The following is a 14,313-nucleotide window of genomic DNA, read 5'->3' as shown; positions in this document are numbered from 1 at the left end:
TGCTCTCGTGCCTCAGCTTCGGGTAGCGCTCGCTCAACTCAATGTGACCGTCGGTGATGTCGACGGCAACGCTGAGAAGATCGTTGCCTGGACCCGGAACGCGGCCGAGCGCGGTGCGCATGTGGTGGCGTTCCCGGAGCTCGCGCTGACCGGTTACCCGGTCGAGGACCTCGCGCTGAGGGCGTCGTTCGTGGACGCGTCGCAGGCCCGGATCCAGGACCTCGCGAAGCGGTTGGCCGACGAGGGGCTCGGCGACATCGTGGTGGTCTGCGGCTACCTCGATCGCGCGACCGGTACGGCGATGGGCATCGACCGGCTCGGCCGGCCGAAGGGCTCTCCGACCAACTCCGCGGCCGTCATCCACCAGGGCCGCGTGATCACCAGCGCGGTCAAGCACCACCTCCCGAACTACGGCGTCTTCGACGAGTTCCGGCACTTCGTTCCCGGCAACACGCTGCAGGTGGTCCGGATCCACGGCGTCGACGTCGCCGTGGTGATCTGTGAGGACCTCTGGCAGGACGGCGGCCCGGTCGCCGCCACCAAGGCCGCCGGTGCGGGGCTCCTGCTCGTCATCAACAGTTCGCCGTACGAGGCCAACAAGGACGACGTTCGCGGCGCATTGGTCACCCGCCGCGCCCGAGAGGCCGGCTGCCCGCTGGCCTACGTCAACCTGGTCGGCGGCCAGGACGAACTGGTCTTCGACGGCGACTCGCTGATTGCCGATGCCGAGGGCAAGGTGTTCGCCCGCGCGCCGCAGTTCGAGCAGGGCAGCATGGTGGTCGACCTCGAGCTAGCCGCTCCGACGGGTACGCCGGCCGGCACCCACGAGGGCATCGAGATCGTCCACAAGGTCATCCACGACGAGGCCCTGGCGGCGTACGACCCGATCGCGGCCGCCGTCGCACCGCGGCTGTCCGACGAGGCCGAGATGTACGGCGCGATCGTCACCGGACTGCGCGACTACGTGCAGAAGAACGGGTTCAAATCCGTCCTCCTCGGCCTGTCCGGCGGTATCGACTCGTCGCTGGTGGCCGCGATCGCGTGTGATGCGGTCGGCGCCGAGCACGTGTTCGGCATCTCCAACCCGAGCGTCTACTCCAGCGACCACTCCAAGGACGACGCGGCCGAGCTCGCGGCCCGGACCGGTCTGAACTACCGAGTGGTGCCGATCCAGCCGATGGTGCAGCCTTTCATCGAAACGCTCGGTCTGACCGGCCTGGCCGAGGAGAACCTGCAGGCCCGGGTCCGCGCGGTGATCTGGATGGGCCTGTCGAACGCCGACGGCCACCTGGTTCTTGCCTGCGGCAACAAATCCGAGCTGTCCGTCGGCTACTCCACCATCTACGGCGACGCGGTCGGCGGCTACGCCCCGCTGAAGGACGTACCGAAGACGCTGGTCTGGCGGCTGGCGAAGTGGCGCAACGCGGACGCCAAGGCGCGCGGCCAGCAGCCGCCGATCCCGGAGAACTCGATCGCCAAGCCACCGTCGGCCGAGCTGCGGCCGGGGCAGCAGGACACCGACTCGCTGCCGCCGTACGACCTGCTCGACGACATGCTGGACGACTACGTCGAGCTGGACCGCGGCAGCGCCGAACTGGTCGCGGCCGGATTCGAGACCGAGCTGGTCAGCAAGGTGATCCAGCTCGTCGATCGCGCGGAGTACAAGCGCCGGCAGTACCCACCGGGCCCGAAGATCACTCACAAGGCCTTCGGCCGGGACCGCCGGTTGCCGATCACCAATGCATGGCGTGAGGACGCACGGAAGGCAGCCGAGCACTGAGCGATTCCTGGCGGTACCGCCCATCCAATGACACCCCGTGGGGCTCTCCTGAAGAGCCCACCGGCCGGTCCGGCTCGCCCGGCGACGGTGTGAGCGATCACTCAGGCACAGCCGGTGGCGCTCACCCTCCGCAACGGTGGGACGATGAAGGCATGGTTGACAACTTCCTGTCGGCCGGTACCCAGGGCGAGGACGAGGAGCTGCCGTCGCCGTACGGGACCGGACCGAAGAACCGGACAACCGAGGAGCACCGCCGCTCGGACTACGACAACGACTCCTGGCGGGACCGGGCCAACGGCCTCGGTCTCGACCCGTCGCCGTCGCTGCCGAACGCCCCCAGGTCCTACGAGCGCGGCCCGGTGCCCCAGCAGCCATACGTACCCAAGCCGCCGTACCTGCCCGCGGTGCCGCCGCCCCCGGCGCAGCAACCGCAGCAGCAGCGGTACGGCGATCAGCCACAGCGGCCGGAGTACTACGGAGAGCGCGAACGCGAGCAGTCCCGCGGCGACGAGCCGTCGTACGGGCAGCCGGCGTACCCGGAGCAGAACCCGTTCCGTCCGCAGCAGCCTGCGCAGCCGCAGCAGACTCCCCCGCCGCAGCAGGGCCGTCCAAGCCCGTTCGGCCCGGGGAGTAACGGCGTACCGCCGAACCGGCAGGCGCAGCCACCGGCCGGTCAGCAGCCGCAGCCCCAGCCTCAGCGGCCGCCTGCGCCGCCGCAGGCCGGTAACGGGCTGACGCAGCGACCCCAAGGGCCGCACAGCTCGAACGGGACCAGCAACGCGAACTGGAGCGGCCAGGCGCCTACTCAAGGCCCCACGCCGTCGAACGGTCCGGCTCAGAGCAACGGGTTGAGCAACGGGCACAGTTCACACCAGCCGTCTGGTCAGACTCCGACGACGCCGCCGCCCCCGGCTCCGCCTGCTCAACCTCAGAGCCAGCAGCCTCAGGGCCAGCAGCCCCGGCCGAGCACGCCTGCCACTCCCGCGGCCAACTTCACGGTGGACACCCCGACGATCACGGCGTACATGCCGGAGTCGATCGAGGGTTACCAGCAGGAGTCGGGTGGCAAGCAGGACAACAGGTACCTGTCGGATCCGAGTGCGGAGTACGAGAGCAACACACCGATGAACGAGCCGAAGCCGCAGGTCGGCGCGCGGCGGCGTGCGGACGTCCAGCAGGACGCCCCGAGCCAGGTGCCGAACGAGCACACCGGTTCGCACCGCGCTGCCCGCAGGGCACAGGCCATGGCGAGCGCTGGTTCGTCCGAGCTGGGCGCACCGGTGGCGCCGGCGGACAACAAGCCGTCCGAGGGCGGTGGCACCGGTGAGGCCGGCAAGCGGCCCCGGCGGTACCGCATCCACCACCTGCGGGACATGAAGAACCGCGGCGAGAAGTGGGCGATGCTGACGGCGTACGACCAGTACACCGCCGAGATCTTCGACCGGGCCGGCATTCCGGTGCTGCTGGTCGGCGACTCCGCCGCGAACAACGTCTTCGGCTACGACACCACGCTGCGCGTGACCGTCGACGAACTGATCCCGCTGGCGCGCGCCGTCGCGGGTGCAGTCGACCGCGCGCTGGTCGTCGCGGACCTGCCGTTCGGCTCGTACCAGGCGTCGCCGGAGCAGGCGTTCCACACCGCTGTCCGGTTCATGAAGGAGGCGGGCGTCCACGCGGTCAAGCTGGAGGGCGGGCGGACCGTCGTACCGATGGTGGAGAAGCTGACCCAGTCCGGCATCCCGGTGATGGCGCACATCGGCTTCACACCGCAGAGCGAGCACAGCATCGGCGGCTACCGCGTACAGGGTCGTGGCGACCAGGCCGCCGGCCTGATCGACGACGCGGTCGCTTTGGCCGAGGCGGGCGCGTTCTCCGTCGTACTGGAGATGGTCCCGGGCGACGTCGCCGCGGAAATCACCAAGCGCGTCACGATCCCGACCATCGGCATCGGCGCCGGCCGCGACACCGACGCGCAGGTGCTCGTCTGGCAGGACATGGCCGGGTTACGGTCCGGCACCATGCCCCGCTTCGTCAAGCAGTACGCCGACCTCCGCGGAATCCTCACCACAGCAGCCACCACCTACGCCGCCGACGTAGCCTCCGGAGCCTTCCCCGCCGACGAACACACGTTCTGAAGAACACCGCCCACGGACACTGCCGAAAGGACACCGCTCCGCGGCGGCTGACTCTTAGCGCCTGCGGCGGCGCGCACACCCTGCACACGAGGCGCGTGGACGGCGCGAGCAACTGCACACCACGACCAGCGAGCCGACTGGGCACCAGTCACCCGGGCCGAGCTACAAAGGACACCGCTCCGCGGCGGCTGTCTTGTTGGCCGCCTCCGGCGGCGCGCGGTGGGTCGACACACTCACATGCACCCCGCGAGCAACTGAACCACGGCTGCCCCAAGGACACCGCTGCGGCTGACTCTTGGCGCCTGCGGCGGCGCGCAAGACCTGCACACGTCACAGCTGGGTGGCGCGAGCAACTGAACACCACGGCTGTGTGGTGTCTCGTTATCAACCGGTGATTGATGCGAGCGCGACCGGCCTTCGTGCAGGGCTTTGTGCGGCATGGCTGCAGTCCTATTGACCGCAGCTTGCGGGCGCTGCTCGAGCCAGGTGCCGGGGCTGGAACACCTGGTGGTTGCCTGAGACAGGTAACGCGTGTTATTGGCCACCAGCTGCTGTTCCAGGCCACGGCGGTGTCCTTCGGCTGGCCGGTGTCCTTTCGCGCGTGATCGCGGGTGGTTCGCGCTGACCACCTCCGCCGTGTCCAGCTCCCGCCGGAAGCCAGCCGCCGCGCAGCGGTGTCCTTTCGCACGTGGTCCCGGTGGTTCGCGCTGACCCCCTTGACCGTGTCCAGCTCGCGCTGGAAGAACAGCCGCCGCGCAGCGATGTCCTTCGCGGGTGGGGGAACGGGTCGATCCATAAGCCGGATTCTGTTGTGGCGATCATCCATCTACGGTGACCGTTGCCGGGCACCTCCAGCGGCCTACCCGCGAGCTCGGGCGGGCAGCCCTCGAACGCTCGCGCGGACGGTGGTTGCCCACCGCCCTTCTTGGCCTTGCTCCACGTGGGGTTTACCGAGCCTCCGCAGTCACCTGCGGAGCTGGTGGTCTCTTACACCACCGTTTCACCCTCACCCGCACTCCGATGAACCACGGGGTTCATCGAAGCCGCTGGCGGTCTGTTCTCTGTGGCACTGTCCCGCGGGTTGCCCCGGGTGGGTGTTACCCACCACGCTGCCCTGTGGAGTCCGGACTTTCCTCGGCGCCCGCTGTCGCGGACGACGCGATCGCCCGACCGACCCGTTCCGTCTTCAGGATACGGCCTCGGCGGACACATCCGGCCAGCGCCCGTCGGAGCCTCGCTCGTACGGGCGGACGTCGACGACGGCATCCAGGTTCAGCGGACCGTAGATGTGCGGGAAGCTGATGCCGATCCCGTCCAGATCCTCGTCGCACAGCGCGGATACCAGCCGCCCGGTGTCGATCACCAGCAGGCACAGCGGCTCGGCCACGTCGTCGTACGCGAAGTTCGCGACCATGGCGACCTGCTCCGGCCGCGATGCATGGATGAACGTCGCCCCGTCGTCGAGGGACTTGCCCCGCGTCGACCACCGATAGCTGCCGGCCTCCTGCGCGGCCTCCCAGTGCTCCACGAACGCGATATGCAGAATCGTCGCCATCCCCACAGGCTAGTGGCGCTATCGCCTCGGAGCACGGATCACCGCAGCAGTGTTCTGACCTGGGATCGCGCCGTTTCGCGGAGCCGGCGGGGGTCGTCGTACACGCGTTCCAGTACGGCGAGAGCCCGGGTGGTGGCGACGATCAGGCGGGCAGCTTCGCGCGGCCGGAGCGTCAGGTCGGCGCCACTGATGGATTCCAGGACGAGGTTCTCGAGGTCGTCGAGGAGTTGGCGTACGGCGCGTTGCAGGGCAGGTGTGTCGGCCTCGACCGCCGTACGCGTCGACAGGCAACCGCGGGACGGCGAGCCGGTCGTGATGGACTCGATGCAGTAGTCGAAGAACCTGAACAGGCTGGTCCGCGGATCGGTCCCCGCCAGCGCCGCCGCGGCTCCGTCCAGGAACGTGGTGGCGAACCGCTCGAAGGCCTTGAGGAAGATCTGCTCCTTCCCGCCGTACGCGTGGTAGAGCGAACCACGCTGCACGCCGGTACCGGACGCGAGATCGGGCATCGAGGTCTGGTGGAACCCGTGCTCCCAGAACACCTCGAGCGCCCGGCGCAGCGCCATCTCCTCGTCGAACTGGCGAACACCGGCCATCAGCCGACGACGACCTCGGCCGCCGAACGCTCCACCCAGTTGTGGGCGAGCTTGCCGTCCCGCACCTCCCAGACCGCCGTCGCGGTGAACGTGATCGAGTCGCCGATCGCCGCGGAGTGCAGGTAGCCGTGATTGGTCCCGTGGATCCGCCACCGCGACGCGACCCGCGTACCGGCCGCGTTCTCGAAGGTCTCGACGACCTCGAGCCGAAGGTCCGGGACCTCCGCCAGGAACGCGCGGATCCACTCCTTGAACGCCTCCCGGCCGGTGATGTCGTGGCCGGCGTTCGTGATTACGAAGTCCGGTACGACGAAGCGGTCGACCGCTTCCGGGTCGTGGGCGTTCCAGACCTGTTGCCAGAAGGCTTCCACGAGCTCGCTCGACGTCATCCGGGTCACTCTCCACGTTGATGTTTGACAGGCCTGTCAAACATAGCAGGCTTGTCGGATCCGTGGATTAAGGTGCTCGACATGGCCAAGGATGAGAGCACGGGGTCTGGGACCGAGGCGACCGAGGACAAGAAGCCGGCTACGCCGGTGGACGATCTGGTGACGTCGCAGCACACGCTGACCATCGACGGGCGTGAGCTGCCGTACACCGCGACGACTGGTCGGATCGTGCTCAAGCAGGAGGTGCTGACCGACGGCAAGTTCGATGGGTATCAGGCGAAGGCTGAGGTCTTCCTGACCGCCTACACGTTGGACGGCGCCGATGCGGCCGAGCGGCCGGTGACGTTCGCCTTCAACGGCGGGCCCGGCTCGTCGAGCATCTGGCTGCATCTCGGACTGCTGGGTCCGCGCCGTGTGGTTTCCGGTGACGCCGGTGAGCTCGCGCCCCCGCCGTACGGGCTGGTGGACAACGCGGAGACCCTGCTGCAGCACAGCGATCTGGTCTTCATCGACCCGGTGTCGACGGGCTACTCGCGCGCGGTCGAGGGCGAGAAGCCGGGCGACTACCACGGTTTCACCCGCGACCTGGAGTCGGTCGGCGAGGTGATCCGGTTGTGGACGTCGCGCAACGGGCGCTGGATGTCGCCGAAGTTCCTGGCCGGCGAGTCCTACGGTACGACGCGTGCCGCCGGACTCGCGTCGCATCTGCAGGAGCGGTACGGCATGTACCTGAACGGCGTGATGCTGATCTCCGCCGTGCTCGAGTTCGGCACGCTCGACTTCTCGCCGGGCAACGATCTGCCGTACACGCTCTACCTGCCGACGTACGCCGCGATCGCGCACTACCACGGCCTGATGCCGGACCGGACGCTCGAGGAAGTACTCGCCGACGCGGAGCGGTTCGCCGCCGGGCGGTACCCGAATGCGCTTGCCCAGGGCAACCGGATCCCGGAGGACTTCCGGGCCGAGGTGGTCGGCCGGATCGCGGCGCTGACCGGACTGACCGAGGACTACATCGACCGGGTCAACCTGCGGATCGAGCACATGCGGTTCTTCGGCGAGGTACTGCGGTCCCGCAGGCAGACCGTCGGACGGCTGGACGGCCGCTTCACCGGCTGGGAGGCGGACTACGCCGGTGAGACGCCGGCCAAGGACCCGTCGTTCAGCGCGATCATCGGGCCGTACACGGCGGCGCTGAACCACTACGTGCGGGTCGAGCTCGGCTACCAGAACGACCTGCCGTACGAGATCCTCAGCATGGACGCGGCGAAGAACTGGTCGTACAAGGAGTTCGAGGGTCAGCAGATCACCGTCGCGGAGAAGCTCGCCGAGGCGATGCGCGTCAACCCACATCTCAAGGTGCACGTCGCCTGCGGTCACTACGACGGTGCGACGCCGTACTTCGCCACCGAGCACACCCTCGGCAGGCTGCAACTCCCGGCCGAACTGCTCGACAACATCGAGACGAAGTACTACCCGGCCGGTCACATGATGTACGTCCACGACCCGTCCCGCATCCAGCAGTCCGAAGACATCGCGACGTTCATCCGGGACGCATCCAACCGATGACACCACCGATGTTGACCCTCGTCCGTCCACCGGGTCCGCTCGAGGCGGCTCCGGTGGAAGGCGTCGTACTGCGTCCGCCCGTCGTCGCGGACACGGCGGCGTTGGGGCGGTTGTACTTCGAGGCTTACCCGCCGGGCGTGGCGTCGGCGTCCGAGCAGGAGGCGATCGAGGACATCGCGCTGACGTTCGAGAACGCGTACGGCGTCCTCGACTCACGGCTGAGCCGGCTCGCGCTCGTCGGTGATCGCATGGTCGGCGCGATCCTGGTCGTCCAGCGCGCACCGTGGCCGGACACCCCCGACTGCGCGTTCGTCATCGAACTCTTCACCGCGCCGACCCACCGCCGGCTAGGCATCGCCCGCCTGCTCCTGAGCGGCTGCTCCGCAGAGACCGTCGCCCTCCGCGTCGACGACGACAACACCCCCGCACTGACCCTCTACCGCACCCTCGGCTTTCAAGACGGATAGATCCGAAGGCCCGCCCGGCCCCGGCATCACTGCAATGGCAGCGGCGCTTGGACCCACCACGGTTGGCTGTCGTGATCGATACGAACAACCCATTTGACCCAGTGGTAGCCGCGTCGGCCGGGGACCACCAGGCGCGCCGGCGCGCCGTGCCCGGCATTGAGGTTGTGACCGCCGATGCCGGTGGCGAGGAGCAGGTCGTCAGTCAGTGGAAGCCGACGGTGGTAGCCCGTCACGCTTGTCACCTCTACCGTTCCGGTCGCACCGTCAGGCAGCAGCCTGCTCACTCGCACCCCGGACCACTCCTGCTCAGTCCACCACCCGCCGGTGCAGTCGAGGACGGCCGTCAGCCGGTCGTTCCAACGGCGGAGGTCCTCCAGGGACCAGTCACGGGATACGCCGCCCGTCGTCACTGTCAGCCGCCAGGACGTGAGGTCGATCTCGGGCACCTGGTCGAAGAGCCAGGACGTGATCGGGATGGCGGCGACCGAGGACGACGCGAGTTTGAAGGAGCCAGTGGATCGACGTATGCCGGATGGAGTGGCCAGTGCGCTCGCTACCTGAGCGGTCCCCTCGAGGACACCGGCTGCCGACGCGGCCACCCCGATGCGCAGGAATGTACGCCGCGAGAGATCGGTCCGGCGTGCCCGGACCCGTCGTTGGTGGGCATGCCACAGCGTGAGGACCGCGGCAACAGCGCCTGCGCCGACATGCAGTTGCATTGTCGTGACGGGCGAGCCGGCCAGGAGAACACCGGCCCGGTGGGCCACGCCGGTGACCAGAGCCACGACCACTGCCGCGGTCAGGAGCAGCGACACGACCCGGCTGGGCCGCGGTGCGCGTCGCAGTGCCCGACGTACCACGATCGACTTCCAGGGAACGAGTACGACGATTGCCAGGCCCAGGGCACCGTGCAGGAAGGCGATCGGCCACACGATCCCGCTGCCGAAGACGAACATGCAGAGCCCCGACACCGCGGCAAGCGGAACCACACCCAGAAGGACGAGATTGGTCAGCCGACCATTCATCCATCCACGGTAGTACGGACGCTTACGGATAGATGCGGAAGCCCGAGAAGGTCCTGTGCTCGAAGGAGGCATAGAAGTCCGAAGCCTCGTCGGTGACGAGGTCGATGCGTTGCGCGCAGGTCAGCGGAGCAGCGTACTCGAGCATCGCACGTCCGACGCCTTTGCGGGCTCGTACTGCGTGACGGTCACGGCAGGGTGAGGACTTCGGCGCCGGTGTCGGTGACCACCAGGGTGTGTTCGAACTGGGCGGTGCGCGACTTGTCCTTGGTGGTGGCGGTCCAGCCGTCGTCCCACAGGTCGTAGTCATACGTGCCGAGCGTGAGCATCGGCTCGATCGTGAACGTCATGCCGGGCTCGATCACGTCGTCGAAACGCTCGTCGTCGTAGTGCGGGATGATCAGGCCGGAGTGGAACGCCGTGGCGATCCCGTGGCCGGTGAAGTCTCGGACGACGCCGTACCCGAAGCGCTTGGCGTAGGACTCGATCACGCGCCCGATGATGCTGACCTTCCGGCCCGGCCTGACGGCCTTGATACCGCGGTTCAGCGCCTCCTGCGTGCGCTCGACCAGCAGCCGGCTCTCCTCGTCGACATCGCCGACCAGGAACGTCCCGTTGGTGTCGCCGTGCACACCGTCGAGGAACGCAGTGATGTCGACGTTGACGATGTCGCCGTCCTTGAGCGCACGGTCGTCCGGGATGCCGTGGCAGATCACCTCGTTCACCGACGTACACAACGACTTCGGATAACCGCGATAGCCGAGCGTCGACGGGTACGCACCGCGCTCGACCAGGTACTCGTGGCCGATCGCGTCCAGCTCGTCCGTGGTCACACCGGGCTTCGCCGCCGCACCCACCGCCTGCAAGGCCTGCGCGGCCAGTTTGCTGGCGACACGCATCCTGTCCACCACCTCCGGCGCGGTCACGTACGAACCGTCGTACGGCGTCGGGGACGGCTTGCCGACGTATTCGGGGCGCGGGATGGACGCGGGTACTTCGCGGCGCGGCGAGATGATGCCGGGAGTGATAGTCGACATGGTGAGATCATTCTAATGAGCTGCGACAAGACTCCCAGGAGGTGGTCATCCAGATGAGCGACGATCACAGCAACGAGTGGTACTACAACGTCAAGACCGGCAAGGTCGAGCCGTACCAAGGGGAGAAGGCCGGCGACCGGCTCGGACCGTACAACTCCCCCGAGGAAGCTGCTCGGGCCCTGGAGAAGGTCCAGGAACGCAACGAGGCCTGGGACAACGACCCGAACTGGGACGACGACTGACACCGCACAACAGACAGCACGCAACCGACACGGCGCTGTCGGAGTGAACGCGCGCCAAGGGGCACCACCGATCTCGGTGGTGCCCCTTGGCTTCGGTTGCGTCGACGTCGCGCGAGTGCGGACGCCGGGCTCAGCGGGTGACCCGCCGCGCGGCGGTCTTGCGGGCCGGAGCCTTGCGGGCCGGGGCCTTCTTCGCCGCGACCTTGCGGACAGGCGCCTTCTTGGCGGCAGTCCGCTTCGCCGGGGCCTTCTTGGCAGCGACCTTCGTGGCCGATGCTTTCTTCGCCGCGGCCTTGCGGGCCGGGGCCTTCTTCGCGACGGTCTTCTTCGCTGCCGTCGTCTTCCGGGCCACGGTCTTCTTCGCGGTCGTCGCCTTGCGGGCGGTGGTCTTCTTCGCCGGCGCCTTCTTGGCGACGGTCTTCTTCGCCGCCGTCGTCTTCCTCGCGGCGACCTTCTTGGCCGGGGCCTTCTTCGCCGTCGTCTTCCGCGCTGCGGTCGTCTTCTTCGCAGCAGTGGTCTTCGTCGCGGCGGTCTTCTTGGCTGGCGCCTTCTTTGCCGCACTCACCTTCTTCGTCACTGTCTTCTTCGCTGCGCTGACCTTGCGCGCGGACGTCGTCCTCGCGGCGCTGGCCTTCTTCGCGACAGTCTTCTTGGCGGGAGAAGCCTTTTTGGCTGTCGCCTTCCCTGCGGCTGCCTTCTTGGCTGGCACTCTGCCTCCTTGGTGCGGCTGAGGAAAACCACGGTGGATTCCTCGTCGTCACGATGATGACAACACTTGGTGCGTACGTAAAGCACCCGAAACGTCCGCAGGTTAAGGCGTCCTGGTCACAAACCGGCGCACAAATGCCGAAAATCCTTGTGCAGAAGGGATTCCGTCGCGCTATGAGGATGCCCGAGGGACCGGATAATTTCTTGGCGACACGCGCACAAAGTTCGTGTCGAAGCACGCAATCGGCGAGTGTTGTCGTCGGCAACGGCCTTCGCGAAGCGAGGTGAGAGACGTGCGTGACAAGCCGCGAGACGACCTCGGAGACGTCGTCGCGATGCCCTCCGAAGTGCTGCGTGTGGTCAGCATCGTGCCCTCGTTGACGGAGTCGATCGCAGCAACGCACGCGCACCTGATCGTTGGTGCGACCGACTGGTGCACGCATCCCGCAGACCTCGAGGTGACGCGCGTTCGCGGCACCAAGAATCCCGACGTCGAACTCATCGCGGCACTCACACCGGACGTCGTGATCGCGAACGCCGAAGAGAATCGCGTCGTCGATCTCGACGCGTTGCGAGGTCGCGGAATCGCGGTGTGGGTGACCGCGCCGACGACCGTCGACGAATCACTCGACTCACTCGAACGCATGCTGTCCGCGATCATCGGCGACGTACCCGACTGGTTGACCGGTGCTCGCGCGGTGTGGAGTTCGCCGCACGACGGAATGCGCCGGCGTGCGGTGATACCGATCTGGCGGCGGCCGTGGATGGCGTTGGGACGTCACACGTTCGCGGGTGATCTGCTCGCCCGGATCGGTATCGACAACGTCCTGCGGGATTCCGGCGAACGTTATCCGCGGTTCGATCCGGATGCGTTACCCGACCACGATCTCGTCGTACTGCCGGACGAGCCTTATGCGTTTTCCCCCGAGGACGGGCCGGAAGTGTTCGCGCGACCCGCGCGCTGTGTGTCGGGCCGGCACCTGACTTGGTACGGCCCGTCGTTGCTGGAAGCACGGGAAGTGCTCAGTGGACAGCTGGAGTGACGTCCACCACGGTCGCTGCCCGCTCAGCTAGACGGTTAAGTATGCCTCACCTACACTCGCTGGGTGCCGTCGATGACCGCGAAGAAGAAGTGCTGCAAGGACAAGCCGAGGTGCAAGAAGTGCCCGGTCGTCCTGCTGCGGCTGTCGAGGGCCGGCTGTGCGGAACGGCTCGATCGCGTGCACTACGAGATCGACAAGAAGGTCCCGAAGAAGGTGCTGAAACAAGCCCGCAAGCGCTGACGGGAGATCAGGACGCGCGGCGCAATGTGATCGCGTCGACGGCGCGACGCAGCAGTCCCGGGATGGTGACGTGGGCGGCTCGGCCGGTCGCCTCCAGCTCGTCCGCGTGCCACCAGCCGTGTGCGCTGATCGTCTCCAGCTCGAGCTCTTCCTGGTTGGCGAACGTCACCTCGACGCCGTCCACCCCGATCGCGAAGAATGTCTGCCGCTGAATGATCGGGCACCCGCCCCACTCGAACTCGATCGTGTTCGTCGCGACCGGATCGCCGAGTGAGTCCGGCGGGAGCACGATGCCGACCTCTTCACGCAGTTCGCGGGTGCCGGCTTCGGCGAGCGTTTCCCCGTCGTTCACCGCACCGCCGATCGTGAACCAGTACGGCGTCTGCGGTTTGAGCGGATCCCAGCCGTGCAGCAGCAACACCTTGCCGTCCGGACGCACCGGCAGCACGCGCGCCGTCGTCCGGCGGACGACGGTGCCTGGTGGTGGCAGACGTGGATCGGTCACAGGACAAAACGCTAGACGACACAGAACATCCGGCGCTGTGCGATGCGGCGCGTCTCACATCCGTTGCCGAGGACACCTACGATCGAAGCCATGACAGCGCGTATCGGTTTGGGTCTGGCGGCATTGGGGCGGCCTGGGTACATCAATCTCGGGCATGACGAAGACCTTCCACCGGCGCGTGCGGTCGAGGACCTTCGCCGGCGTACGCACGAGCTGCTCGACCAGGCGTGGCACGCCGGTGTGCGGTACTTCGACGCCGCGCGTTCGTACGGACTCGCCGAGACGTTCCTCGGTGAGTGGCTGACGCCGGAACGCCGTACCGAACTGACGATCGGCTCCAAGTGGGGCTACACGTACGTCGCCGACTGGCGCACCGATGCCGCGACGCACGAGGTGAAGGACCACTCGCTCGCGACGTTCGAACGGCAGTGGCCGGAGACCCTTCAAGCGCTTGGTGGACCACCGGACTTCTACCTGGTGCACAGCCTGACGTCGGACAGCCCGGCGCTCGGCGACAAGCAACTGCTCGACCGGCTGCAGGAGCTCGCGGACAACGGCGTACGCGTCGGGTTGTCGACGAGCGGACCGCACCAGGCCGAGACACTGCGCAAGGCGATCGAGCTCGACGGCCCGTTCACTGCGGTCCAGTCCACCTGGAACGTGCTGGAGACGTCCGCCGGCGCCGCACTGGCAGAAGCCCACGACGCCGGCTGGTTCGTCGTCGTGAAGGAAGTCGTGGCGAACGGACGCCTCACCGCGAAGGCCGGCGAGACGCCGTTCAACGCGTTCGCCCATCAGCACGGCGTCGCACCGGACTCACTCGCGATCGGCGCCGCCGTCGCGCAACCCTGGGCGGACGTCGTACTCAGCGGCGCAATCACCGCCGAGCAACTCACCAGCAACCTCGCCTTCCACGTCGACGGCCCGCTCGTCGAGTTCGTCCAGCAACCCGACGAGTACTGGACCGAACGCTCAGCCCTCCCCTGGATCTAGTCCTGATATCCCGGTTTCGGCACCGTCTGGGT

Annotated in this window: 16 protein-coding genes and 1 other RNA gene; 8 read left to right on the top strand and 9 right to left on the bottom strand. The window is 67.6% G+C overall.

All coding sequences use genetic code 11. The features are described from left to right. Positions 1-7: 7 nt before the first annotated feature. The gene (locus E0H73_RS02390) at positions 8-1,780 is read left to right on the top strand and encodes an NAD+ synthase (RefSeq protein ID WP_131350513.1); all 1,773 of its coding nucleotides are present in this window, start codon (positions 8-10) and stop codon (positions 1,778-1,780) included. A 152-nt stretch (positions 1,781-1,932) separates the two neighbouring features. After that, on the top strand, positions 1,933-3,915 hold the full coding sequence (panB, locus tag E0H73_RS47000) for a 3-methyl-2-oxobutanoate hydroxymethyltransferase (protein ID WP_238163760.1): 1,983 nt from the start codon (positions 1,933-1,935) through the stop codon (positions 3,913-3,915). Between the two features lie 779 nt (positions 3,916-4,694). Here panB and rnpB read toward each other — a convergent pair. The 4 genes from rnpB to E0H73_RS02365 all read right to left on the bottom strand — a co-directional run bounded on the left by rnpB (position 4,695) and on the right by E0H73_RS02365 (position 6,455). Continuing rightward, an RNA gene (rnpB, locus tag E0H73_RS02380) (RNase P RNA component class A) lies at positions 4,695-5,093 on the bottom strand. A gap of 8 nt (positions 5,094-5,101) precedes the next feature. Further along, positions 5,102-5,470 carry a DUF952 domain-containing protein gene (locus E0H73_RS02375; RefSeq protein ID WP_131350511.1) on the bottom strand — a complete coding sequence of 123 codons (369 nt, stop codon included), beginning with the start codon at positions 5,468-5,470 and terminating at the stop codon, positions 5,102-5,104. 38 nt (positions 5,471-5,508) lie between these two features. Further along, positions 5,509-6,066, bottom strand: coding sequence for a TetR/AcrR family transcriptional regulator (locus E0H73_RS02370; RefSeq protein WP_131350509.1), 558 nt, complete (start codon positions 6,064-6,066; stop codon positions 5,509-5,511). Further along, positions 6,066-6,455: an ester cyclase gene (locus tag E0H73_RS02365; RefSeq protein ID WP_131350507.1), complete on the bottom strand. Its 390-nt coding sequence runs from the start codon at positions 6,453-6,455 to the stop codon at positions 6,066-6,068. The genes E0H73_RS02370 and E0H73_RS02365 overlap by 1 nt, the downstream gene beginning before the upstream one ends. 81 nt (positions 6,456-6,536) lie before the next feature. Here E0H73_RS02365 and E0H73_RS02360 point away from each other — a divergent pair, with 81 nt between their 5' ends. Next, positions 6,537-8,024 (top strand): S10 family peptidase, encoded by a 1,488-nt coding sequence (locus E0H73_RS02360; RefSeq protein ID WP_131350505.1) that lies wholly within the window; start codon positions 6,537-6,539, stop codon positions 8,022-8,024. Positions 8,025-8,032: 8 nt separating this feature from the next. Then, positions 8,033-8,491, top strand: coding sequence for a GNAT family N-acetyltransferase (locus E0H73_RS02355; RefSeq protein WP_165555466.1), 459 nt, complete (start codon positions 8,033-8,035; stop codon positions 8,489-8,491). 26 nt (positions 8,492-8,517) lie between these two features. On the opposite strand, the gene E0H73_RS02350 is transcribed toward E0H73_RS02355, so the two are convergent. The 3 genes from E0H73_RS02350 to map are packed head-to-tail and all read right to left on the bottom strand — an operon-like array spanning position 8,518 to position 10,550. After that, positions 8,518-9,516 carry a molybdopterin-dependent oxidoreductase gene (locus tag E0H73_RS02350; RefSeq protein WP_165555465.1) on the bottom strand — a complete coding sequence of 333 codons (999 nt, stop codon included), beginning with the start codon at positions 9,514-9,516 and terminating at the stop codon, positions 8,518-8,520. A 22-nt stretch (positions 9,517-9,538) separates the two neighbouring features. Continuing rightward, positions 9,539-9,661 (bottom strand): hypothetical protein, encoded by a 123-nt coding sequence (locus tag E0H73_RS47880; protein ID WP_272949107.1) that lies wholly within the window; start codon positions 9,659-9,661, stop codon positions 9,539-9,541. Between the two features lie 40 nt (positions 9,662-9,701). Further along, on the bottom strand, positions 9,702-10,550 hold the full coding sequence (map, locus tag E0H73_RS02345; protein ID WP_131350499.1) for a type I methionyl aminopeptidase: 849 nt from the start codon (positions 10,548-10,550) through the stop codon (positions 9,702-9,704). 53 nt (positions 10,551-10,603) lie between these two features. Here map and E0H73_RS02340 point away from each other — a divergent pair, with 53 nt between their 5' ends. Then, positions 10,604-10,792 (top strand): hypothetical protein, encoded by a 189-nt coding sequence (locus tag E0H73_RS02340; RefSeq protein WP_131350497.1) that lies wholly within the window; start codon positions 10,604-10,606, stop codon positions 10,790-10,792. 130 nt (positions 10,793-10,922) lie between these two features. On the opposite strand, the gene E0H73_RS02335 is transcribed toward E0H73_RS02340, so the two are convergent. Then, entirely contained in the window at positions 10,923-11,501 is a 579-nt protein-coding gene (locus tag E0H73_RS02335) for a histone H1-like repetitive region-containing protein (protein WP_131350495.1), read from the bottom strand. Between the two features lie 292 nt (positions 11,502-11,793). Between E0H73_RS02335 and E0H73_RS02330 the strand changes: the two genes are divergently transcribed. Continuing rightward, positions 11,794-12,543 carry a helical backbone metal receptor gene (locus tag E0H73_RS02330; RefSeq protein WP_337590310.1) on the top strand — a complete coding sequence of 250 codons (750 nt, stop codon included), beginning with the start codon at positions 11,794-11,796 and terminating at the stop codon, positions 12,541-12,543. Positions 12,544-12,606: 63 nt separating this feature from the next. Beyond that, complete coding sequence (locus E0H73_RS45730) at positions 12,607-12,783, top strand: hypothetical protein (protein WP_165555436.1); 177 nt, start codon at positions 12,607-12,609, stop codon at positions 12,781-12,783. A gap of 7 nt (positions 12,784-12,790) precedes the next feature. On the opposite strand, the gene E0H73_RS02325 is transcribed toward E0H73_RS45730, so the two are convergent. Then, entirely contained in the window at positions 12,791-13,288 is a 498-nt protein-coding gene (locus E0H73_RS02325; protein ID WP_131350493.1) for an NUDIX hydrolase, read from the bottom strand. A gap of 90 nt (positions 13,289-13,378) precedes the next feature. Between E0H73_RS02325 and E0H73_RS02320 the strand changes: the two genes are divergently transcribed. Then, positions 13,379-14,281 carry an aldo/keto reductase gene (locus tag E0H73_RS02320; protein ID WP_131350491.1) on the top strand — a complete coding sequence of 301 codons (903 nt, stop codon included), beginning with the start codon at positions 13,379-13,381 and terminating at the stop codon, positions 14,279-14,281. Positions 14,282-14,313: the final 32 nt, after the last annotated feature.

The organism is Kribbella pittospori, from assembly GCF_004331465.1.
GTDB classification, from domain to species: Bacteria; Actinomycetota; Actinomycetes; order Propionibacteriales; family Kribbellaceae; genus Kribbella; species Kribbella pittospori.
This window is presented reverse-complemented; position numbering and strand designations above follow the sequence as displayed.